Raw genomic sequence first — 23,225 nt, 5'->3', positions numbered from 1 at the left:
TTGGTTGCAATGACCTGCTGCAAATGCTAAAATAAAGAGATTGAAGGAACCGCTGGGTTCCTTAATTTGTGCGAATGCCGCATCCATGCATGCGGGCGTTTAAATGGCGAGGTGTATCACCGTTGATCGGTTTTATCAAGAACTGGTTCGACGACAACGCCCGGGAGGTCAAGCGGCTGAGCCGGGATGTCGCAGAAATAAACGCGCTCGAACCCGAGATGCAGGCCCTGTCGGATGAGGAACTGGCGGCCAAGACCGTCGAATTCCGGGAACGGCTGGCCAACGGCGCGGAACCGGACCACATCCTGGCCCCAGCCTTCGCCGTCGTCCGCGAGGCGTCGAGGCGCGTGCTGGACATGCGCCATTTCGATGTCCAGCTGATGGGCGGCATCGTCCTACATGAGGGGCGGATCGCCGAGATGAAAACCGGCGAGGGCAAGACGCTTGTCGCCACCCTGCCGGCCTACCTCAACGCCCTGACGGGGTGCGGCGTGCACATCGTGACCGTGAACGATTACCTGGCCCGCCGCGACAGCGAGTGGATGGGACAGGTGTACCGTTTCCTGGGGCTCAACGTGGGCCTGATCGTCCATGGCCTGGACCACAGCCAGCGGAAACAGGCCTACGCCGCCGACATCACTTACGGGACCAACAACGAGTTCGGCTTCGACTACCTCCGGGACAACATGGCCCTGAACCCGGAGGAGATGGTCCAGCGCGAGCTTCACTACGCCATCATCGACGAGGTGGACAGCATCCTCATCGACGAGGCCAGGACGCCGCTGATCATTTCCGGGCAGTCCAACAAGCCGACCGACCTGTACCATACCTTCGCCCGGCTTGTCCCGAGGCTTAAGCCGGACGTTGACTATACGGTTGACGAGAAGGCACGCACGGTGACCATCACCGAGGAGGGCATCGACAAGGTCGAAAAGGCGCTGAAGATCGACAACCTGGCCGACGACCGCAACATCGAGCTGATGCACCACCTCAACCAGGCCCTGCGCGCGCACGCCCTGATGAAGCGCGACGTCGACTACGTGGTCAAGGACGGGCAGATCATCATCGTCGACGAGTTCACCGGCCGCCTGATGTTCGGGCGCCGTTACAGCGACGGGCTGCACCAGGCCATCGAGGCCAAGGAAGGCGTCAGGATCGAGCGGGAGTCGCAGACCCTGGCGACGATCACCTTCCAGAACTACTTCCGGATGTACGGGAAACTGGCCGGTATGACGGGCACGGCAGCCACCGAGGAAGAGGAGTTCCGTAAGATTTACAAGCTCGATGTCATCGTCATCCCGACCAACAAGCCGATGATCCGTACCGACATGCCCGACGTGATTTACAAGACGGGGAGGGCCAAGTTCCAGGCCGTCGTCGACGAAATCGCCCGGCGTCACGCCGTAGGGCAGCCCGTCCTGGTAGGCACGATCTCCATCGAGAAATCCGAGATCTTGAGCCAGATGCTGCGCCAGCGGGGCATCCCCCACCAGGTGCTGAACGCCAAGTACCACGAGAAGGAAGCCGAAATCGTCGCTCAGGCGGGGCGCAAAGGCGCGGTCACCATCGCCACCAACATGGCCGGCCGCGGCACCGATATCCTTCTCGGAGGCAACCCGGCCTTCATGGCCAAGCAGGAGATGCGCAAGCGGGGCTTCGATCCCGAGATCATCGCCGAAGCCGCCGAGGCGGGACCCTGCAGGCCCGAAGTGCAGGATGCGCGGCGGGTCTTTCAGGAGCTTTACCAGGAGTTTAAGCAGATCACCGACCGGGAGCACGACGAGGTCGTGGCCCTCGGCGGCCTGCACATCATCGGGACGGAGCGCCACGAGAGCCGGCGCATCGACAACCAGCTCCGGGGCCGCACCGGCCGCCAGGGCGATCCGGGCTCGTCCCAGTTTTTCGTGGCCCTGGACGACGACCTGATGCGTCTTTTCGGCGGCGACAACATCGCCGGGCTCATGGACAGGCTCAAGATCGAGGAAGACGTGCCCCTGGAGCACGGCCTGATTTCCAGAAGCCTGGAGAGTGCCCAGAAGAAGGTCGAAAACCGCAACTTCAGCATGCGCAAGCACGTCCTGGAGTACGACGACGTCATCAACCAGCAGCGCGAGCTGATTTACCGCCAGCGCCGCCAGGTTTTGACCGGCGAGGACATGCACGCCGCCGTCGACCAGATGATGGAAGACGTGGTGGGACGGACCGTCGAGACCTACACCCCGGAGGGCGTTCATCCCGAGGAATGGAACTACGAGGGACTTCTTGAATACGCGACCCAGGTGTTCCTGCCTCACCACCGCCTGACCGCGGAGAACCTTGCCGGCATGAAGCGCGGCGAGCTCAAGGAGTTCCTCCTGGAACAGGCGCGCGAAGCCTACCGGCAGCGCGAGGATGAACTGGGTCCCGAAACCCTGCGGGAAATCGAGCGGGTCATCATCCTGCGCGTCGTCGACGAGAAGTGGATGGACCATCTCGACGCCATGGACCAGTTACGCGAGGGGATCGGGCTGCGGGCCTACGGTCAGAAAGACCCCCTCGTGGAGTACAAGTTCGAGAGCTACGAGATGTTCCAGAACATGATCGCCGGCATCCAGGAGGACGTCATCCGCTTCCTGTTCCGCGTCCGGGTGGCTCCGGCCCAAGAGCAGCGCCGGCAGGTGATCGAGAACCGCGGCGAGGACGAGGGTCCGAAACAGCCCGTCCGCAAGGAGAAAAAGGCGGGGCGCAACGATCCGTGTCCCTGCGGGAGCGGCAAGAAGTACAAGAAGTGCTGCGGCCGCGAGTAGACTTAAGACGTAGGACATAAGACGTAAGACGTAGGAAAGTAAGACATAGGACATCGTAAGACGTATGCGTAAGGGGACAGGACGTAAAACGGATGTGGACATATTTGGGAATGGAGGGAGTTCTGTTTTAGGGCGGTACTGGTAGACTATGTTTATCCTGATTCCTGGTTTTATAAATTGATCAAGGTGGGGAGTAAGCTCTCTGTGTTTCCCTCCTAAGTCCCAAATCCTACGTCCTAAGTCCTACGTCCAAATCTATCGTCACTGAGTTTACATATCGACTAACGCCATAAGTATCGTGAGGAGAGACAATGTATCCGGAATTAAGAGACAGATTGGAAGAGCTTGAGGGGCGCCTGCGCGACCTCAAGGCCTCTCTTTGACCTCCCCGCCAAGGAAGCGGAGATTGAGCGCCTGGAACGGGAGATGGCGACCCCCGATTTTTGGGGCAACCCGGAGAAGGCACAGGAAATCACGCAGAAGGTCGCCCAGTTGCGGGACGCCGTGGACAATTTTCGGAGACTCGAACAGCTGTACGAGGACACGGCCACCCTGCTGACCCTCGGCGAGGACGAGGACGACGCGGCCATAGCGTCCGAGGTGCAGGATGAGCTGGACCGGCTGGACCGGGAGGTCCAGTCGATGGAAATAGAGCTGCTCCTTGCGGGGCCCTATGATCACCGCAACGCCATCTTAAGCTTGCACGCCGGGGCGGGCGGGCTCGAGGCCCAGGACTGGGCCGAGATGCTGATGCGTATGTATATCCGCTGGGCGGAGCGGCGCAGTTACAAGGTCAGCGTGCTGGACATCCTCGACGACGATGAGGGCGGCATCAAAAGCGTCACCCTTTTGATTTCCGGCCTGAGCGCCTACGGTTATCTCCGTTCGGAGAAGGGTGTCCACCGCCTGGTGCGGATTTCGCCCTTCGACGCCAGCGGCCGGAGGCATACCTCCTTTGCCTCGGTTGACGTCCTACCCGAGGTTAACGAGACGGCCGAGGTGAACATCAATCCCGACGACCTGCGCATCGATACCTTCCGCTCGGCGGGCGCGGGCGGCCAGCACGTCAACAAGACCGACTCGGCGGTGCGCATCACCCACCTGCCCACGGGCATCGTGGTGTCATGCCAGAACGAGCGCTCCCAGCTGGCCAACCGCCTGGCGGCCATGAAACTTTTGCAGTCGAAACTGCTGGCGCTGGAACTGCGCAAGCGCGAGGAAGAAATCGCCGCGCTGCGCGGGGAGCAGATGGACATCGCCTGGGGCAGCCAGATCAGGTCTTACGTCATGCACCCGTACGCTCTGGTCAAGGACCACCGTACCAAGGTGGAGAAGGGTAACATCAACGCCGTCCTCGACGGCGACATCGACGATTTCATCAAGGCCTACCTTATACACCAGGCAAGAAAAGAAGCCCGGCGCTAAGCGCCGGGCTTCTTTCTTGCCTGGTGGGTGTTGCCTGCCACCCGAGCCCTGACACCTGAAACCGAAAACCTGACAAAAAGGCAGCCGAAGGGTTGCCTTTTTGTCGTCAGGAAGGATTCGTTGTCGAGGAAAAAGAATAAGAGTGCATACTGGCAAGGATGGATATTCTAAGTCGAGGGGTTAGATTTTGGTACATAAGGTCTTGGTGCGCAACTCCAGGGAGTACCTGATACTCACTCTCGGGGTCCTCCTCACCGCCCTGGGGCTCGACCTGTTCCTCGTGCCCAACAAGATTGCGGCCGGGGGTGTGAGCGGCATTGCCACGATCATCTTTCATCTGGTCGGCTTCCCGGTGGGTATTACGATCCTCGCCCTCAACGTCCCCCTCTTCCTGTGGGGGCTGTACAAGCTGGGGCTCCAGGTGGGGTTCCGGTCGCTGTACGGGACGGTGACCTTGTCGCTGTTCGTCGACGGGCTGGCCCCCTACCTTCCCGTGGCCACCCGGGATGCGCTGCTGGCGAGCCTGTTCGGCGGCGTGCTGGTCGGCCTGGGGCTGGGCCTGGTTTTCCGCTCGAAGGGAACGACGGGCGGCACCGACTTTGCCGCGCTTATCGTCCGGCGCTACGTGGGCATCAACGTCGGCCAGCTGCTCTTCCTGATCGACGCTTCGGTCGTCCTGGCCGCCGGCATAGCCTTCCGGTCTTACGAACTGGCGCTCTACGCGCTGATCACCATTTTCGTTACGGCCTGGATCATCGACACCGTTCAGGAGGGCATCAGCTTTACCAAGGCCTTTTTCATCATTTCCTCATACCCCGATCAAATCGCCGGAAAAATCAACACCGAGCTGGACCGGGGGGCGACGATCTGGCGGGGGACAGGAGCGTACACCGGCGCGGAGCGGGACGTGCTGTTGACGGTGGTGAGCCGCAGCGAGGTCACCCGGTTGAAGGACCTCGTCCACGAGATTGATCCGCGGGCCTTCGTCGTCGTCACCGACGTGCGGGAGGTCTTCGGTGAAGGCTTTAAACGACTCGAACCCGGAAAAACGTAAAGCAACGGAGGTTAGGAAAGATGGACCAGGAGATCCTTGGGAGCCTCAAGGAACGAGCCCGCGAGATCAGGCGGCACATCGTCCGCATGCTGGGGGCGGCCGGGTCGGGACACCCGGGGGGATCGCTTTCGGCGGCCGATATCGTCGCGGCCCTGTATTTCAAGGAGATGCGCCTCGACCCGCAGAACCCGGGCTGGCCCGAGCGCGACCGTTTCGTTCTTTCCAAGGGGCACGCCGCGCCTGTTCTCTACGCGGCGCTGGCCGAACGGGGGTATTTCCCCGTGGAGGAACTGGCCACCCTGCGCAAGCTGGGTTCGCGCCTGCAGGGACACCCGGACATGAAGAAGCTTCCCGGCGTCGAGATGTCGACCGGTTCCCTGGGACAGGGGCTTTCGGCGGCCAACGGGATGGCTCTGGCCGCTAGGCTTGACGGCCGCGATTACAGGGTCTACGTCCTTCTTGGGGACGGTGAAATCCAGGAGGGCCAGGTGTGGGAGGCCGCCATGGCCGCCGCCCATTACAGGATCGACAACCTGGCGGTTTTTGTCGATTTCAACGGCTTCCAGATCGACGGGCCGGTGCGTGAGGTAATGAACCCCGAGCCGATTCCCGACAAATTCAAGGCTTTCGGGTGGCACGTGATCGTCATCGACGGCCACGACATGGGCCAGATCCTGCAGGCCCTCGACGAGGCAAGGGCCACCAAGGGCCGCCCGACGGCAATCGTCGCCAGGACCGTCAAGGGCAAGTGCGTATCGTTTATGGAAAACAAGTGCGAGTGGCACGGCGTGGCGCCGAAGCCGGAAGAGGTGGAAAGAGCTCTCGCAGAATTACAGCGATAAAGACGGGGAGGTTGTGTGAGAGATGGAAAAGATAGCGACCCGCGAGGCGTACGGAAAGGCACTGGCGCAGCTCGGCGAGGAAAGGGCCGATGTCGTGGTGCTGGACGCGGACCTCGCCAAGTCGACCAAGACCATAGATTTTGCGAAGCGTTTCCCGGAACGCTTTTTCGATATGGGCGTCGCCGAGGCGAACATGGTTGGTACGGCCGCCGGGTTCGCCGCCGCGGGGAAGATCCCGTTCTGCAGCACTTTTGCCGTATTCGCCGCCGGGCGGGCTTTTGACCAGATCCGCCAGAGTGTCGCGAACACCAGGCTGAACGTCAAGATCGCCGCTACACACGCCGGCCTGACCGTCGGCGAGGACGGGAGCTCCCACCAGTCGGTCGAGGACATCGCCCTGATGCGCAGCCTCCCCAACATGACGGTCTTCGTGCCGGCTGACGCGGTGGAGGTCTACGGCGCGGTACGGGCCGCCGTGAACATCAACGGGCCGGTTTACATCCGCCTGGGACGCTCGGCTGTCCCCATCCTCCACGATCAGGGGTTCAGCTTTACCCCGGGGAAGGCCGTTAAGCTGCGTTCCGGGAACGACGCTGCGGTCATCGCCTGCGGCATCATGGTGGCCGAAGCGCTGCGGGCGGCCGAACTGGCCGCGGAAGAGGGCCTCTCGGTGGCCGTGATCGACATGCACACCATTAAGCCGCTCGACGTCGAGGCTGTCGTCGAGGCGGCCCGTGCCAGCGGGGCCGTCGTGACCGCGGAGGAGCACAGCGTCATCGGCGGGCTCGGCAGCGCCGTCGCCGAGACCCTGGTCGAAAACTTCCCCGTGCCGATGAAGCGCGTCGGGGTAATGGACACCTTCGGCGAGTCGGGCAAGCCGGCGGAGTTGCTGGAGAAGTACGGTCTCACCACGGCCAGTATTCTGGCGGCCGTAAAAGAGGTCGTGGCCCGCAAGGGCTAGGACATATACTTTTATGCTGTACAAGCCGGACAGATTGCCGCGGCAAGCCGCCTTGCAACCACCCGGCTTTGTTTCTGGGTTTTAGCCCCTTTTCTAGAGGAATCTTGGAGATCCTGTCGAAGAACTTCGGTACGGCAACCGTCACAAATCCCCCGGAGGCATTGCATTTTGATACAATTTTACTCCGTAAGCAAGATTTACCCGGGCTCAAAGGTAGAGGCCGTTAAGGATATCAACCTCCGCATCAAGCGGGGGGAGTTCGTTTTCCTGGTCGGCCACAGCGGGGCCGGCAAGTCCACCATCCTTAAGCTGATTTTCCGGGAAGAGCTCCCGACCTCGGGCCAGCTCTTCTTCAACGACAAGAACGTGGCCCGGATGCGGGGCCGCGACGTCCTGGCCTTGCGCCGGCGTATCGGCATGATCTTCCAGGATTTCAGGCTTCTGCCCCAGAAGACGGCTTTTGAAAACGTGGCGCTGGCCCTGGAGGTTTTCGGCGCCTCCCAGCGGGAGATACGCGTCAAGGTCCCCGAGGTCCTGGCCCGCGTCGGTCTGCTCGAAAAGGCCATGGCTTACCCGCACCAGCTGTCGGGCGGCGAGCAGCAGCGGGTCTGCATCGCCCGGGCCATCGTTAAGAACCCGCTTGTTATTCTGGCCGACGAGCCTACCGGCAATCTCGATCCCGAGACGTCCAGGGATCTGATGAGCCTCCTGGAGCAGATCAACGCCGCCGGGACGACGATCATCGTCGCCACGCACGCCTGGGATATCGTGAACGAGATGATGAAACGCGTTGTGGCCCTGGATAAGGGCCGTATTGTAAGGGACGAGGAACAGGGGAGTTACGGGTATGCTCAATAGGCTGACCTACTGCCTGCGCCTGGCGATCCAGGCCCTGACCCGCAACTTTTGGATGGCCGTTGCCTCGGCCGGCATGATTGCGGTCTCCCTGGGCATCCTGGGGAGTTTTCTCCTTGTCGCCATCAACGCCAGCCAATTGATGAAGACGGTCGAATCCAGCGTCGAGATCAACGTTTTCCTGGTCGAGGACGCCGACAAGGAGCTTCTCGACCAGCGCATCCGGCAACTGGCCGGTATCCAGTCCTGCGTGTTCGTGTCCAAGGAACGCGCCCTGGAGGAGATGAGGGAGGCCCTGGGGGAAAACAAGGACATCCTCGACGGACTTGAAGAGGACAACCCGCTGCCGGACGGCTACCGCATCAAGGCCGAGCGCGCCGAGCTGGTGCCGGTGATCGCCGGACAAATCCAGGAAATGCCCGGGATAAAAAAGGTCCGCTACGGCCAGGGCTGGGTCGAAAAGCTGATCGCCATCACCCGCTGGCTTAATGTTGTTTCACTGGCTGCCGCCGGCTTGCTGGCCGTGGCCGCCGTTTTTCTCATCGTGACGACCGTACGGCTGTCGGTGGTGGCCAGGCAGCAGGAAGTGAGCGTGATGAAGTTCCTCGGGGCCAGCAACTGGTTTGTTCGTCTGCCCTTCCTGATGGAGGGGATGGCCGTGGGCTTGATCGGCGCCCTTGTTTCGACGGCGTTCCTGGCGGGAGGCTATTATTACCTGACGCTGCAGGTGGAAGCCGCTTCGCTTTTCTTTTTGGAGCTCGTCAACGACCCTCAGCTCCTAGTCCCCGTCTTTACGGGGCTGGTTCTCCTCGGCCTGATTATGGGGGGGCTCGGGAGCATGGTTTCCATAAGGAAGTTCCTTAATGTGTAACTTGAGCGTTGAGCACTGAGCAATGAGCACTTAGATTGGTGCTGAGCACTGGACACTGGGAATAGCACTGGGCACTGAGCAATGGGCGCTGGGATTAGGGGGCATGGCAGTTGTTGCGAAAATGGATGTGTGTTCTTACAATAGCTATTACTATCGCCTCCATCGTTGCGGGGCCGCTGGCGGCTACATGCGCGGGCAGCCTTGAGGACCAGCTCAAGGAAACGCGCCAGAAACTGGAGGAGCAGCGGCGCCTGGTCAAACAGCAGAAGGGTACCGTTTCCACCTACACCAGGCAGCTGGCCCAGCTCGACCGCTCCATTGACCAAAAGACCAGGGAGCTCGAGGCCTTACAGGTTTCTCTCGCCCAAGCCGAAAGACACCTGGCGTACACCACGGCGCATCTGGAACAGACGGAGGCCGAGCTGCGGGCTACCGACGCCCTTTTCAGGAAGCGCGTGGTCAACCTCTACGAGAACGGGAGCACCGGTTACCTCGAATTCCTGCTGGCGGCGAAGAGTTTCAGCGACCTGGTTTCCCGGGCCGAATATGTCACCTGCATCGTAAGCAGGGACGCCAACCTGGTGGCCGAGGTGGCCGCCCGGCGCGACGCGGTGGCGGAAAGGAAGCGGGCTTTTGAGGAGAAGAAAGCCGAGATCGCCTCTCTCAAGCAGACCGAGGAAGGTGTTTATCGGGATCTGGCCGCACGCCAGAGAGAAAAGGCCAACGTTTTGAGCGTCGCCAGGCAGGACCTTACCCGGCTGCAGCGCGAGCTGGACGAGCTGGAGAAAAAGGAACAGCAGATCCTGAACGAGATCGCCCGCCAGCGCGCCGGAAAGGGGCCTCAGGCCGAAGGTCCCTTCACATGGCCGCTGCCGGGGTATACCGGTATTTCTTCCGACTTCGGCAACCGCATCCACCCCATTCTCAGGGTAAAGCGTTTTCACGACGGGATCGACATCCCGGCGCCCACCGGCACCCCGGTGGTGGCCGCGCAGTCGGGGACGGTGATCTACGTGGGGACGCTGCAGGGCTACGGCAAGGTCATCATGCTCGACCACGGGGGAGGTTTGACGACCATGTACGCCCACCTCTCGCGGCAGAGCGTAAGTGAGGGCGAGGTCGTCGTCAAGGGGCAGAGGATCGGCGCCGTGGGCAGCACCGGCTGGTCGACCGGCCCGCACCTGCACTTTACGGTCAGGGTCAACGGGAACGCGGTCAACCCGCATAACTACGTTTAGGACCGTGTCCCAGCTCGGTCTGAATGCCGAATGCCGAGCGCTGAACGCCGAAATTACAACCAGCTCATTGGCTGGTTGTAATTTCTTGGGGCCTGTTATAGTATAATAGGCGTACTGAGCAAAGATGGTGGTGTGCTGCTTGCGGGGATCAAGGGGCTTGCGTGTTTTACTGGCCGGCCTGGCTTTTCTTTTCACGGTCTGCACCGCTTTAACCGTTTACACAGTGGTGACGAACTACCAGCAAATCGGCAACCTCCTGCGCGTTTTGCAACTGATCGAGACCGAGTACATCGGCCAGGTCCGGTTCGGAACCCTGGTCGAAGGAGCCATCGACGGCATGGTGCGGTCCCTCGACGATCCTTATTCGGCTTACCTGGAACCGGAAAACCATGCCCGTTTTCGCGAACAGATCAGGGGGTCCTTCGGGGGGATCGGCATTCTGGTGGGCATGCGCAGCCAGGGGCTGCTGGTCATCAAGCCCTTTGCGGGGACGCCGGCGGCGCGGGCCGGGATCAGGGAAGGCGACGTGATCACCGAGATCGACGGCTTCAAGGTCAGCGAAATGGACCTGGAAACGGCTGTGGCGATGATCCACGGTCCCATCGGGACAAAGGTGGGTCTGGTCGTTAAGCGCGAAAACTACGAACAGCCCCTGCGCTTCACCATTACCCGCGAGGAGATCACCATTCCTTCGGTCGAATACAAGTTCCTTGAGCCGGGCGTCGGTTACATCAGCGTCAGCCAGTTTAGCGAACAGACTCCTCCCGAGGTCCATGAGGCTTTATCCGAATTGCGGTCCAAGGGCCTTAAAGGCCTCATCCTGGACCTGCGCAACAACCCCGGCGGCAATCTCGGTTCGGCCGTCGAAATCAGCGACCTTTTCATCGACGAAGGCCCTGTCGTTTACATCGATTACCGCTCCGGGAAGGACGAGGTTTTCGAAGGCAAGCCCGGAAAGCTGGGTCTGCCCCTGGTCGTGCTCGTCAACCAGGACAGTGCCAGCGCCGCGGAAATCGTGGCCGGGGCCGTCAAGGATACCAAAGCCGGCACCCTTGTCGGGACGCGGACTTTCGGGAAGGGCGTCGTGCAGAACCTTTTCCCCTTGAGAGACGGGGCGGGCTTGAAACTGACTACCGCGCGTTACCTGACGCCCAACCGGACCGACATCCACAAGAAGGGCATCGAGCCGGACGTCGTCGTCGAGCAGCCGGAGGGGAGCGCGAGGGATGTTCAGCTCGATAAGGCGTTGGAAGTGTTGAAGAGCGAACTGTAAATTATAAAGAACGTCCCGGGAGTGAATCATGTTTTCGTTCACTTGGGCGCTCCACCAGGTGTTTCTGGGAATGCTGGCGGCCTTGACCCATCCGGTTTTCTGGATTGTGATGGCCCTGGTCGCCCTGCAGTACGGCAGGGTGGCGGAGCTGCGGCGAAACTTCCTGGGCGCGGCCGGCAACAAGGTCCTGTCCGATACCGCCCTGGCCGCGGCGTACGGGTTCGCCGGGGGGATCGTGGGCAGCCTCCTGATCGTCCTGACCGGGCTGACCCTTAACGGGACCGCCTTTCAATACCTGCTCCCGCTGGCCATCGTCCTGATGCTTATCCACCCCCGCTTCCTGTGTTTCTCCTACAGCGGGGGGCTGCTTGCCCTGGCCAATCTCCTTTTCGGCTTTCCGGCCATCGACATTCCCCAGGTGATGGCTCTCGTCGCCATCCTGCATTTTGTGGAAGCCGTGCTGATCCTGTTCAGCGGGCACATCGGGGCCGTGCCGGCTTACGTCCGCCTAACCAGGGACCGGATCGTCGGCGCTTTCACGCTGCAGAAGTTCTGGCCCATCCCCATCGTGGCCCTGCTCGTCGTGGGCGCCCTGCCCCAAGGGGCTGAGGGCGTGCAAATGCCGGGTTGGTGGCCGCTGATTCCCGCCAGCGTGCCCGGGAATCCCGACAATCTTGTTTACATAATGCTACCGGTGGTGGCCGCCCTGGGGTATTCGGACATCGCCCTCGCCCGGACGCCCGTTGCCAGGAGCCGCATATCGGCCGTCCATCTCACCGGCTTCAGCATTACTCTTTTTGCCTTGTCCTACCTGGCCGCCCAAAACCAGGGTTTCGTCTGGCTGGCGGCGCTGTTTTCGCCCCTGGGCCACGAACTGACCATCCACATCGGCAAGCGCGGGGAGTTCGGGGCCAAGCCGCGGTACGTTCCCGGTTACGAGGGGGTGGGGGTGCTCGACGTGGAACGGAATTCCCCCGCCTGGCGCGCCGGCATTCGTTCCGGCGACGTCATCACCGAGGTCAACGGCATCGCCGTCTTCCGCCGCGCCGACCTGCAGGCGGCCCTGGCCGGCGGGGGAACGACAGAGGTGGGGTACCTTGAAGACGGCCGGACATACCGGCGGCAGGTCGTTATCGCGCCTTCCGGCCGCAGGTTCGGGGTCTTGACCGTCCCGGAAGGCGATGAAGAGCGCGTTCTCGAGCTTCGCCCCGGCGGCCTGGAAAGGCTTTGGAACAGGCTGAAAAGCTGAAATTTTTAGAAAGGTTTGGTGCCGGCCGCGGAGGTTTCCACTCCTCCGCGGCGCTCTATTTGTGGTAGGATAGTTATTGAGCATAAGCATTAGGCTATAAGCGTTAGGATAAGAGCCGGGGGAAGAAGGGTCCTTAACCCCGATTCCTAATGCTTGGTGCTTAGGGCCTAATGCCGCCAGCTCTAAGTTATAATTAGGACTAAGCCAATTATCTACCCGTACACTTACGACTAACGCTAAAGGAGGCTGCGTTATGTGCGAGGCCAATGCCTACCTGCGCGATGGCGATAGGGAAGAGCTGCTGCTCGAAGCGGTAGACAAGATCGTCCCCTACGAGGACGGCCTGCTGCTGGAGGACATCTTCGGCCGCCGCAAGATCGTCAAGGCCAGGGTCGTGGAGATGGCCCTGGTGGACCACCGCATTATTCTTGAACGCATGTAACTAGACGCTTCGATTTACCTGAACACCGCTATATGCCAGATCTGGTTGGTTGCCCTTATGGAGTGAGAGGTGTGAGACAGAGGTGAGCAGCTTACGTGATGCCGTGACCCCTGATGCAAGTGAGGAACTCACTTCCGATTTCTCACATCCCACCTCTCGGGAGCTGCCGGCCTGGCTGCAGGCCGAATACCGTCCTGCCTCCGTTCCCGCCGGCCGGCGCGGGAGTTTCCTGGCGGGGACGGTAGCCAGGATCACGGACGTCGTGCGGGAGGATTTTCTGGCCGACAGGCGGGCCGACGCCGCCGGCCTTTTGCAGGGCATCGACCCCCGCGTCAAGGTCGGGGCCGTGGTGGCGCTGATTGCTTCGGCCGTCACCCTCGAGAGCCTCGGCTTCCTGGTCCTGTTTTATGTTTTTGTGCTGGGTCTGGCCCTTGCTTCCCGCATCCCTCCGGCCCTCGTCCTGACCAGGGCGTGGCCGGTGGCCCTTTTTTTCGGCGGCTTTGTGGCCTTGCCGCTCATGCTGAGCTGGTACACCCCGGGGACGGCGGTCGTCACCGTCTGGGGGCCTTCACATCCCGTAGCTTTAGGGCCCCTGGCCCTGCCGGACGAGCTCTACCTTTCGGCGGAAGGCATCAACCGCGTACTGGTGACCGTTCTGCGCGTTGCGGCCTGCACGACCCTGGCCCTGCTTTTGCCGATGACGACGAAATGGGGGCACCTTTTCCGGGCGCTGCGTGCCCTGTTCGTGCCCCAGACCATCGTGATGCTCCTGGAAATGTCCTTACGCTACCTGTTCCTGTTGCTGCAAAACGTCCTCGATCTCGTGACGGCGCGGGAGTCGCGGGCGATCAACCCGGCCGCCCTGCCGGAGCGCCGCCGTTTTGCCGTTCGCAGTATCGCCACGCTCCTCAGCCGGTCGCTGACCCTGAGCGACGAGGTTTACCAGGCCTTGAAGGCCAGGGGATACTCCGGCGAGCCCCGCACGCTGGAGGACTTCAGGCTCGGCTGGCGCGACGGAGCTTTCGCTCTTGTTGCCGGCCTGGCCGTTTTCCTGCTCGTCGGAGGTGAGGCTTTTGTCCGATGAGGTTTACCGCCTCGAAAACGTCAGCTATGCCTACCACGCCGGACAAGCCGTCCTGGACGGCATCAGTCTGAGGGTCCCCCGCAAGGAAGCCTTGGCACTGCTGGGGGCCAACGGGTCCGGCAAGTCCACGCTGCTCAAAATCATGGCGGCTCTCCTTTGGCCGACGTCGGGCTCGGTGTACGCCTTCGGGGAGGAACTGACCGAGAAACGACTGCGCGAGGCGGCCTTCGCCCATGTCTTCCGGCGCAGGATCGGTTTCGTCTTTCAGAACACCGACGCCCAGCTCTTCTGCCCCACCGTGTGGGACGAGGTGGCCTACGGCCCCCTGCAGCTGGGAATGCCCAAGGACGCCGTCCGCCGGACCGTCGAAGAGGTGCTGGCGTTTTTCGGCCTCGAGGCTTTGCGCAACCGGCCTCCCTATCGCTTGAGCGGCGGCGAAAAGAAGAAGGTAGCCCTGGCCGCCGTTATGGCTGTGAATCCCGAGGTCCTTCTCCTGGACGAACCGACGGCCAACCTCGACCCCCGCAGCCAATACTGGCTCGTCACCTTCCTGCAGAAGCTGCACGCCGCCGGCAAAACCATCGTCATCGCCACGCACGACCTCGACATCGTTCCGGCCCTGGCCCGGCGCGTGCTGGTTCTCGGGGAGGACCACCGGCTTCTCGCCGACGGCTCGCCGGTCGAAATCCTGGGTAACCGGGAACTGCTCCTGCGGGCCAATCTCGTCCACGAGCACTACCATGCCCACGTCCACGCCGACGGGCACGAGCACCTCCACTTCCACCACCATGACCACCATGATTAGCACTAAGCATTAAGCACCAGACACAATTGACGATGGCAGGTGACTGATTTGTTTAACTTTGCGATAGAACAGCTAACTCTCGCGGACATGCGGGGCCCGTTCACCCTGGAAGAGCTTAAGGCCGAAATGGAAGGCTGCCGCAAATGCCCTCTCAGCCAGGGACGGACCAATATCGTTTTCGGTGAGGGGAACCCCGCGGCGCGCCTGATGTTCATAGGAGAAGGCCCGGGGGCCGAGGAAGACCGCCAGGGACGGCCCTTTGTGGGGGCCGCCGGCCAGCTCCTGGACAGGATCCTGGCCGCCGCCGGGATGAGCCGCGAGGAAGTCTATATCGCCAACGTCGTGAAGTGCCGTCCCCCCGGCAACCGGGTGCCCACTCCGGCCGAGGCCGAAGCCTGTATGCCGTGGCTGAAGAAACAGTTTGAGATCATCGCCCCGCGCCTCGTGGTCCTCCTGGGGAGCACGGCCCTGCAGTACCTCGTCGACTCCAAGGCGCGCATCACCCAGTGCCGGGGACAATGGATCGCAAGGGGAGACGTGCGGATCATGCCGACCTACCACCCGGCCGCTCTGCTCCGCGACCCGAGCAAGAAGCGCCCGGTCTGGGAGGACATCCAGAAGGTACGGGATCTTTATAGGCAGTTGGGTGTTGGCAGTTAGATGTTGGATTGGGATGGATTCGGCGAGGCGAATCCCTTCTGAATGGCTGAAACAGTGTTTTTGTATCTGCCAGTGAATGGTCAATAGAGACCATTTTTTTGTTGTTATAGGTATTATAGGTAGGCGTTTCATATTTTGTGCCATAATGTAGGGTGTTGGTATACAGCATTAATCACCCTTTGAGAAACATACTAAGAAGGGTGATGGAAATGAAATGGATGCGCGTTCTTGCGGGCGTTATAATTATAAGCCTGTTTTTAACGGGATGTCCCGGCAAAAAGCAGGCTGAACGTAAGCCGGCGGAGAAGCCGCCTAAGATCGCCTTCGCCGTAGCCGATATGCGGCGCGACGGCACCCAGGCCATGAAGAAAGCGGTTGATCAAGCCGCGAAAAAGGACCGGATCAGGGTGACCTGGCTCGATGCCAAGGGTGATCCGCTCCAGCAGGAAAGAGACGTCCAGGAGCTGATCAAAAAGAAGGTCGACGCCGTCGTCATCCAGTTCGTCGATCCGGTGGGGGGCGACGCTCTCGTCCGGCAGTTGCAGATGAACAGGATTAAAGTCATCGCCCTGGAAACCCTGCCGCCCAACGAGCCCGTCGAGGGCTACATCGCCTCCAACCACCGCTTGGCGGGAGAGCTTCAGGCCCGTTTCGTCGTTGACGAGCGGGGTCCGAACGGGGGCAACGTGCTTATCCTTCAAGGCGACCCGCAGGACCCCATGGCCCGGGAGATCACCGATGCGGCCCGGTCGGCGCTTGAGGAGAACGGGTACTCCGTCACTGTCGAGAGCCATCCCCGTTACGACCCCAAACTGGTCTCGCAGACGGTCGAAAAGGCGCTTGCCGTCGGCAACTGGGCCGCCGTCCTGGCCAATGAGAGCCGCATGGCGGTGGCCGCCGTGGAGGTCCTGCGCACCCGCGGGCAGACCCGGGAGGTGTTGACAGCGGGCGTGGGCGCCGACCAGACCGCCGCCCAGGCTTTGATGGCGGGGCAGCACGACGCCGAAATCGACGTCATGCCCGAGATGATCGGCCGTTTTGCTTTCGACGCCGCCAAGGCCGTCGCCCGCGAGGGCAGGTGGAATTTTGAGGCCCAGACGACGAACGGAGTGTCCGGGGTCCCTACCAGGATTATCCCGGTCCGCCTTATTACCCAGGAAAACATGTTCCTGCTTGCCGAACGGATGCAGCAGGGCGGACAGCGGGGCGGCCAAGGCGGCGGCCAACAGGGCGGCCAAGGCGGACAGAGCGGCGGCGGGCAGCAAGGCGGTCAACAAGGCGGACAGAGCGGGGGCCAGGGCGGCGGCGGGCAGCAGGGCGGCGGCCGGCAGCAGACCAAAGTCATGATCACTACTCAGGACGGTAAAACCATGGAAATCAACGTTCCGGGAGAGATTAAAAAGATCGAGAGCATGCCTGCCGGGCAACAAGGCGGCCAGGGCGGGGGCCAGCAAGGCGGCGGGCAAGGCGGGCAAGGCGGCGGCAGTGGCAGCCAGTAGTATGCCTGGAGTGAATCCGCTGCTGTAATTACCGATATAAATGGCAAACGAGTAACAATCGGTAGCTGACCCCAAGGGCTTCTCTTATCAGGGTAAGAGAGGCCCTTTAATCTTCACCGGCGCTGGGAGGCAATTCATCGACCGCCTTGAACCAGACCGTGAACGTCGTGCCTTTGCTGCTGGAGTGGAGTTCTATGCGTGCCCCGTGCTCTCGGATGATGCGCTCGGAAATGGCCAGCCCGAGGCCGGTCCCCTCGTCCCTGGTGGTAAAGAAAGGCTGGAAGATTTTCTCCCGGATCTCCGCCGGGATGCCGGGGCCGTTGTCGGCGACGCGCAGGAAGACCTGCCCGCTTTCCAGGCCGGTGCTGATCCTTACATGGCCGTTGCAGCCGGCGGCGTCGATGGCGTTGTGCAAAAGGTTCAGCGTCAGTTGGATGAGCTTGTCGCGGTCGCCGTTGATCATCAGGATACCGCCCAGCTCGATCTCCAGGGTTGTGTCGGACATGGCGGCCGTTGTGTTGGCCATGCTGGCAGCCGCGATGACCACCAGGTTCAGTTCCAGCGGCTTGATGACCGTGTCCTTGGGCTTGGCGAAGGCCAGGAATTCGGTGAGCAGCCTGTTAACCCGGTCGCACTCCTGGATTATCGTCTCGGTATAGGGGATGATCTTTTCGATGGGGTCACGCGTGTCGCGTTCGGCGATCAGCTGCGCGAAACCGCGGATGCCGGTGAGCGGGTTCCTGATTTCGTGAGCCAGGCCGGCGGCCATCTGTCCCACGGTCGATAACGTCGCTGCGCGGCGCCGTTCGGTGACATCGCGGGCGATGACCAGAACGGCCTCGACATTATTGAACGAGGGTAGAGGAATATAGTCCCCTTCCAGTTCTCGGACCTCGTCGCCGCGGATGAGCTGGCCGGGCACACCCGTCACGGGTATGCCCTTCCGTATGTGCTCCCGGGTTTCGCCGGTATCTTCCTCCAGTAAAAGGCCGAGGTCCTGCAGGTCGATGACGTTCAAGCCCGCGATATTGCGTCCGAGCATGGCGTCGATTGTTTTGTTGGCGTAGATCACGACGCCGTCCCTGTCGAGCACGAAGAGGCCGCTGGGTGAAACGTTGATGACGGTTTCAAGAAAAGAGCGCTCCTTGACCAGGTCCTGGGCGAGGTTGCGGTTGATCTCGTTGATGCTGCCGACCAGCCAGCCGACGGTGCAGCTTACGGCCAGCAGGAAGAAATCCTCGCCCATTGCCTTCGTCAGATTCGTTTCGATATTGCCCTGGTCAAAAAACATGTGCGGGATCATCACCAGGAAGGCGGTCAGGAAACTTATCCGCCACCCGAAGTGCAGGGCGCTCAAGACCGCGGAACAGATGACCAGAGCCTTGTAGGGGCTGGCGTGCCATCCCGTGACGGCGATGATCGCCAGCAAGCCTGCAGCCGAGAGGGCGGCGAAGAGCACTCCTTTCAGCGGCCATGGACGGACCGGAGACCAGCCCGACAAATCGATGCTGCGCTGCAGGATCACCGTGAGGGCGAGCATGATCGCCCAGCCGGCCATGAGCGGCCGCAAGGAAACCGTCCAGGAGGTTGCCGGCGCCGTTTGGGTTGCCACCACCGACAGGACGGCGACCATGAAGAAAAAATGTCCCGTCCAGTATTGGCTGCGCAGGGCGTTTTCATATTTCTGCAGGGGGGGACTGTCCTCGATGCGCAGTGGTGTACGCTCCTTTCCGGCCGTCACAGTCCAAGGCGGCGGCGGAGCTTTTCTCCGCGCGTCCTGACCAGCACCGCGAGGAAAAGAAGCATAAGGACCTGGGGCAGGCCCGTGACGATGCTGATGACCTCACTGGCGGCCATGTCTTCGGGAGTGGCGCCGAGCACCGCCAGGCTGACCCCGCTGCCGATGATTTCGCAGACGGCAAGCGCCGTCGAAACGACAAGAGCGGTTATGACGGCCCGGTGGGCCTGAACGCGGTACACGATTACAGGGGCAGCGGCCAGCACCGCCGTGAGGACCAGGGTATGCAGGCCGAAAGGAGCGTCCAGGGATCGAATGAAGGCGACCGTCCCGAGGGAGAGAGCCGCAAACAGGAGCACCGGCCCGGCGCGCCAGGGGATGCCGAGAAGGGCAAAAGCCAAAAGCCAGACCGCGACCGTTTCCGGAAAGCCCTGAAACACTGCTTCAGCCAGGCTAAGCTCCACTCATCCTTCCTCCTCATTTCTGCATAACAAAGAGGATTCGACATCTGGGGAGAAGTTCCTGTTGCAAACTGTCGTTTCCTGTCAAGAAAGGATATGGCTGAGAGGAGCGGGCCGGGCTTACTTGCGTCGGGCGTCTGCGCTATAATAGGCGTTGAGGTGGTACAATGCCTCCATTTAAACTGGTTTCGGATTTCACGCCCTGCGGCGACCAGCCCGGGGCTATTGCCGGTTTGGTCGATGGGTTGGAAAAAGGCCTCCGGCATCAGACTCTGCTGGGCGTGACCGGGTCCGGCAAAACGTACACCATGGCCCAGGTGATCCAGGCCGTGCAGAGACCGACCCTGGTCATCGCGCCGAACAAGACCCTGGCGGCCCAATTGTGCGGGGAATTCAAGGACTTTTTCCCGGACAACGCCGTGGAGTATTTCGTCAGCTACTACGACTATTACCAGCCCGAGGCCTACATCCCGGCGACGGACATGTACATCGAGAAGGACGCCTCCATCAACGAGGAAATCGACAAGCTGCGCCACTCGGCCACCTCAGCGATCCTGGAACGCCGGGACGTAATCATCGTCGCCAGCGTCTCCTGCATCTACGGTCTGGGCGACCCCGAAGAGTACCGCAGCCTTACGCTTTCCCTGCGCCGCGGCGCCCGGGCGGACCGGGACGCCGTGCTGCGCAAGCTGGTCGACATCCAGTATCAGCGTAACGATGCCAACTTCACGCGGGGCAGGTTCCGGGTGCGCGGGGACGTCCTGGAGATCTACCCTGCCTCGGCCACCGAGCGCGCCATCCGCGTCGACTTCTTCGGGGACGAGGTCGAGCGTCTGCTGGAGTTCGACGTCCTGACCGGCGAGATTACGGGGGAACGCGACCATGTGGCCGTCTTCCCGGCCAGCCACTACGCGACCACCCGGCCGCGCTTGGAGCGGGCGATCCGGGGCATCGAGACCGAGCTGGAGCAGCGGCTGGCCGAGCTGCGCGCCGCCGGCAAGCTGCTGGAGGCCCAGCGCCTGGAACAGCGCACCAACTACGACCTGGAGATGCTAAAGGAGGTAGGCTACTGCAAGGGCATCGAGAACTACTCCCGGCACCTGACGGGGCGGGCCCCCGGCGAACCCCCCTATACCCTGCTGGATTTCTTCCCCGAGGACATGCTGGTTGTCATTGACGAGTCGCACATCACCGTCCCGCAAATCGGGGGGATGTACGAGGGAGACCGCTCCCGCAAGGAGGCGCTTGTCGAGCACGGTTTCCGCCTGCCGTCGGCCTTTGACAACCGGCCGCTGACCTTTGCGGAATTCGCCGCCCACGTCGGGCAGACCGTCTACATTTCGGCCACCCCGGGTCCGTACGAGCTGAAGCACAGCGCCCGGGTCGTCGAGCAGATCGTCCGTCCTACCGGCCTGGTCGACCCCGAGATGGTGGTCCGCCCGACGAGGGGCCAGATCGACGACCTCCTCGGCGAGATCCGGCAGCGGGTGGCGCAGAAGGAAAGGGTGCTGGTGACCACCCTCACCAAGCGCATGGCCGAGGACCTGGCCGACTACTTCAGGGAAATGGGGATCAAGGTCCGTTACCTGCACTCCGAAATCAACGCCCTGGAAAGAATGGAGATACTGCGGGATTTGCGCCTCGGCGTGTTCGACGTCCTGGTCGGCATCAACCTTTTGCGCGAGGGCCTGGACCTTCCGGAGGTGAGCCTTGTCGCCATCCTTGACGCCGATAAGGAGGGCTACCTGCGTTCCGAGCGCTCCCTGATCCAGACGGCGGGACGGGCGGCGCGCAACATCCATGGACGTGTCATCCTCTACGCCGACACCGTCACCGGTTCCATGCGCCGCGCGCTGGACGAGACCGCGCGCCGCCGCTGCTTGCAGATGGAATACAACCGCCGACACGGCATCACGCCGGAGACGGTGAAAAAGGCGGTGCGCGGCGTCATCGAGGCCACCCACGCCGCCGAGCCGGCCGAGGCCTACGCCGTCCCGGCGAAGAGGATGACGAAGACCGAACTCAAGCGCACGATCGCGAAGCTGGAGAAGGAGATGCGCGAGGCGGCGCGGCACCTGGAGTTCGAGCGCGCCGCCGAGATCCGGGACGCCCTCATCGAGCTGCGGCTGCAGCTCCGCGGCCAGACCACGCGCCCGGTGACCGAGGCGGCGGAGGAAGCCCTTACTCCGTCGCATGGGGTGTAATGGAGATTAGAACAGCGGGGATGGTGGCCCTTGCACCGGCGGCAACAGCTTGAGTGAAACGGCGGGCGGGCTCCGCCGTTGGGGGAAAAGGCCTTTCGGAGGGATGTTACGGTGTGCCATAGTCTGTTCCGCATTTACCGCTTTGTGTCAGGCGACGAGGACGACTACCTCTGCCGGACGACGGTCTTTGTGGCCGACCGCCCCGGCTCGCTGGCGACGCTGGCCGGCGTCTTCGGCGGTCACGGGGTGAATATCACGTCCTTTTACTATAACCGGTCGGCGCATCCGAACCGGGTGATGATTGAGGGAAGGAGCGATAACCTCCGGGCGTTACAGGAGGCCTGCCGGGACCTGAACGAGCAGGGCATGTTCGACGGCGAGGCGCATGCGACCTCCCCGGAGATCGGTGTGCTCGACACCCGGAATATCCTTAAAATACGGGTGTCTCTGCAGCCCCGACCGGGCACCCTGGCCGACTTTGCCGCTTTGCTCCGTGACCATAAGGCCAATGTCATCCACATGGCATACGATGAGGCCGTTTGCGAGACGGCGGCAACGGTCACTCTTATCACGGAAAACGCGCGGGAGATAGGCGAACTTCTGCAGGACCTCAACGAGCACGGTTACTATTACGGGTTGCACTATCAGGGCGCGGAGCGGGAAGAAACCGAAAACATCATCGGTCTCAATCTTGTGGAGCGGTTTTTCTTTAAACTGAAAAGGCTGCTGGGGGGCGAGGATACGGAGCGGCTGAAGGGGGTTGTGGAGTCGTCCCGGCGCATGTCCGAGGCGCTGACCAGATTCAGCCGGGAGGCGGGCAAGGATCTGGAAGCGGGCGAGGTCTTCACCAATGTGCTGGTTTTCGCCTCGGCATCCCTTTCGCGAACCGGTTCCGCCTTTTCCTATCGCCGGCTCCCGGCGCTTCCTCTGGGAGGCGTTGTCTTCCATGCTTTTCGTCTCCCGACCGGGGGGAATATTCACCTCCTGGAAAGCGCCGAAGAAATAGTGATGGTGGACGGCGGCTATGGTGTATACTACGAGGACGTGAAGCGGATGTTGCGCGAAAACGGGCTGGACCCCGCGCGCGTAAGCCGTATCTACCTGGGCCATGCCGACGCGGATCACGCGGGGATGAGCGGCTACTTCGCCGCCGAGTTCGGCAGCCGCGTGTTCCTTCACCCGGCGGTCCGCGGCGTCTTGGAGAACGAAAACCGGGCCTGGGGGAGCGGTTCGCCGCTGACCGAACTGAATCATTACTTCACGGTGCTGGTCAACACCTTTACGAGGTACCGCGCACCGGACGACTGGTCGGCGTACGACACGGGCGAACACGGTCTCCTGGGCGGTTTCCGGGTCATCGATGCCTTCACGGTAGGCGGCGAGACTTTTCAGGTGCTGGAAAGCGCGGGCGGCCACGTCCCCGGCCAGGTTTTTTTTGTCGGTACCGGGTCGGGGCTCGTTTTCACGGGCGATTACCTGCTGCTTGTGGAGAGCCTGCGTCCGGAGGAGCGGGAGTTCCTTAACCTGCCGAAGTTTATGATGACGAGCACGAACACCGACTCCCTCCTTTTCCGCCGGGAAATGCAGGCGCTCAAGGAGGTTGTCCTTGGTTTGGACGCCGCGTTATCCAAACAAAACCGCGGGGCGATTGTCGCGCCGGGCCACGGTGATCACTACCCCGCCAGATGGTTGAGCCGGTAGATACCACCGCATCGCCTGCATGTAGGGGGCCCGATCCCCTCCGGGGGCCGGGAGCAACCCTCGTCGCGGCCGGGCGG

General features: G+C 61.9%; 19 protein-coding genes. 17 read left to right on the top strand and 2 right to left on the bottom strand.

Translation table 11 applies throughout. The features are described 5' to 3' along the window. Positions 1–122 precede the first annotated feature (122 nt). The 15 genes from secA (at position 123) to ACPV0M_RS09495 (ending at position 17,044) form a co-directional block, all read left to right on the top strand. On the top strand, positions 123–2,786 hold the full coding sequence (gene secA / locus ACPV0M_RS09565; RefSeq protein ID WP_425620422.1) for a preprotein translocase subunit SecA: 2,664 nt from the start codon (positions 123–125) through the stop codon (positions 2,784–2,786). A gap of 311 nt (positions 2,787–3,097) precedes the next feature. Beyond that, positions 3,098–4,211 (top strand): peptide chain release factor 2 gene (gene prfB, locus ACPV0M_RS09560; protein WP_425620421.1). Its coding sequence is split into 2 segments (ribosomal slippage): positions 3,098–3,166 and positions 3,168–4,211, totalling 1,113 coding nucleotides; the frame shifts between segments, so codons are not numbered across the junction. Positions 4,212–4,398: 187 nt separating this feature from the next. Further along, positions 4,399–5,265, top strand: a complete 867-nt coding sequence (locus ACPV0M_RS09555; RefSeq protein WP_425620420.1) for a YitT family protein — start codon at positions 4,399–4,401, stop codon at positions 5,263–5,265. A 20-nt stretch (positions 5,266–5,285) separates the two neighbouring features. Continuing rightward, positions 5,286–6,107, top strand: a complete 822-nt coding sequence (locus tag ACPV0M_RS09550) for a transketolase (RefSeq protein ID WP_425620419.1) — start codon at positions 5,286–5,288, stop codon at positions 6,105–6,107. 22 nt (positions 6,108–6,129) lie between these two features. After that, positions 6,130–7,068 (top strand): transketolase family protein, encoded by a 939-nt coding sequence (locus ACPV0M_RS09545; RefSeq protein ID WP_425620418.1) that lies wholly within the window; start codon positions 6,130–6,132, stop codon positions 7,066–7,068. A gap of 168 nt (positions 7,069–7,236) precedes the next feature. Then, the gene (ftsE, locus tag ACPV0M_RS09540) at positions 7,237–7,926 is read left to right on the top strand and encodes a cell division ATP-binding protein FtsE (RefSeq protein ID WP_425620417.1); all 690 of its coding nucleotides are present in this window, start codon (positions 7,237–7,239) and stop codon (positions 7,924–7,926) included. Further along, on the top strand, positions 7,916–8,794 hold the full coding sequence (gene ftsX, locus ACPV0M_RS09535) for a permease-like cell division protein FtsX (RefSeq protein ID WP_425620416.1): 879 nt from the start codon (positions 7,916–7,918) through the stop codon (positions 8,792–8,794). The genes ftsE and ftsX overlap by 11 nt, the downstream gene beginning before the upstream one ends. Positions 8,795–8,904: 110 nt before the next feature. Next, entirely contained in the window at positions 8,905–10,032 is a 1,128-nt protein-coding gene (locus tag ACPV0M_RS09530; protein ID WP_425620415.1) for a murein hydrolase activator EnvC family protein, read from the top strand. Between the two features lie 157 nt (positions 10,033–10,189). After that, positions 10,190–11,305 carry a S41 family peptidase gene (locus ACPV0M_RS09525; RefSeq protein ID WP_425620414.1) on the top strand — a complete coding sequence of 372 codons (1,116 nt, stop codon included), beginning with the start codon at positions 10,190–10,192 and terminating at the stop codon, positions 11,303–11,305. A 28-nt stretch (positions 11,306–11,333) separates the two neighbouring features. Next, positions 11,334–12,554 (top strand): PDZ domain-containing protein, encoded by a 1,221-nt coding sequence (locus ACPV0M_RS09520; protein ID WP_425620413.1) that lies wholly within the window; start codon positions 11,334–11,336, stop codon positions 12,552–12,554. Between the two features lie 253 nt (positions 12,555–12,807). After that, positions 12,808–12,996, top strand: coding sequence for a CooT family nickel-binding protein (locus tag ACPV0M_RS09515; RefSeq protein WP_425620412.1), 189 nt, complete (start codon positions 12,808–12,810; stop codon positions 12,994–12,996). Between the two features lie 82 nt (positions 12,997–13,078). Beyond that, a complete protein-coding gene (cbiQ, locus tag ACPV0M_RS09510; RefSeq protein ID WP_425620411.1) occupies positions 13,079–14,080 on the top strand; it encodes a cobalt ECF transporter T component CbiQ in 1,002 nt (333 codons plus the stop codon). After that, positions 14,061–14,885 (top strand): energy-coupling factor ABC transporter ATP-binding protein, encoded by an 825-nt coding sequence (locus ACPV0M_RS09505; protein WP_425622183.1) that lies wholly within the window; start codon positions 14,061–14,063, stop codon positions 14,883–14,885. Before cbiQ ends, ACPV0M_RS09505 begins: the two co-directional genes overlap by 20 nt. A gap of 87 nt (positions 14,886–14,972) precedes the next feature. Further along, the gene (locus ACPV0M_RS09500; RefSeq protein ID WP_425622182.1) at positions 14,973–15,545 is read left to right on the top strand and encodes a uracil-DNA glycosylase; all 573 of its coding nucleotides are present in this window, start codon (positions 14,973–14,975) and stop codon (positions 15,543–15,545) included. Between the two features lie 209 nt (positions 15,546–15,754). After that, a complete protein-coding gene (locus ACPV0M_RS09495; RefSeq protein ID WP_425620410.1) occupies positions 15,755–17,044 on the top strand; it encodes a sugar ABC transporter substrate-binding protein in 1,290 nt (429 codons plus the stop codon). A 106-nt stretch (positions 17,045–17,150) separates the two neighbouring features. Here the strand turns inward: ACPV0M_RS09495 and ACPV0M_RS09490 are convergent, their stop codons facing one another. After that, positions 17,151–18,785 (bottom strand): two-component system sensor histidine kinase NtrB, encoded by a 1,635-nt coding sequence (locus ACPV0M_RS09490; RefSeq protein WP_425620409.1) that lies wholly within the window; start codon positions 18,783–18,785, stop codon positions 17,151–17,153. Further along, positions 18,782–19,246, bottom strand: a complete 465-nt coding sequence (locus tag ACPV0M_RS09485; protein WP_425620408.1) for a hypothetical protein — start codon at positions 19,244–19,246, stop codon at positions 18,782–18,784. Before ACPV0M_RS09485 ends, ACPV0M_RS09490 begins: the two co-directional genes overlap by 4 nt. Before the next feature lie 164 nt (positions 19,247–19,410). Here ACPV0M_RS09485 and uvrB point away from each other — a divergent pair, with 164 nt between their 5' ends. Continuing rightward, positions 19,411–21,447: an excinuclease ABC subunit UvrB gene (uvrB, locus tag ACPV0M_RS09480; RefSeq protein ID WP_425620407.1), complete on the top strand. Its 2,037-nt coding sequence runs from the start codon at positions 19,411–19,413 to the stop codon at positions 21,445–21,447. Positions 21,448–21,558: 111 nt separating this feature from the next. Next, positions 21,559–23,148, top strand: a complete 1,590-nt coding sequence (locus ACPV0M_RS09475; protein ID WP_425620406.1) for an MBL fold metallo-hydrolase — start codon at positions 21,559–21,561, stop codon at positions 23,146–23,148. Positions 23,149–23,225: the final 77 nt, after the last annotated feature.

This window comes from Desulfosceptrum tomskiensis (genome assembly GCF_049818055.1).
Classification (GTDB): Bacteria; Bacillota; Desulfotomaculia; order Desulfotomaculales; family JASEER01; genus JBFLVT01.
The sequence above is the reverse complement of the archived record's forward strand: the minus strand, read 5'-3'. Positions and strand labels throughout refer to the sequence as shown.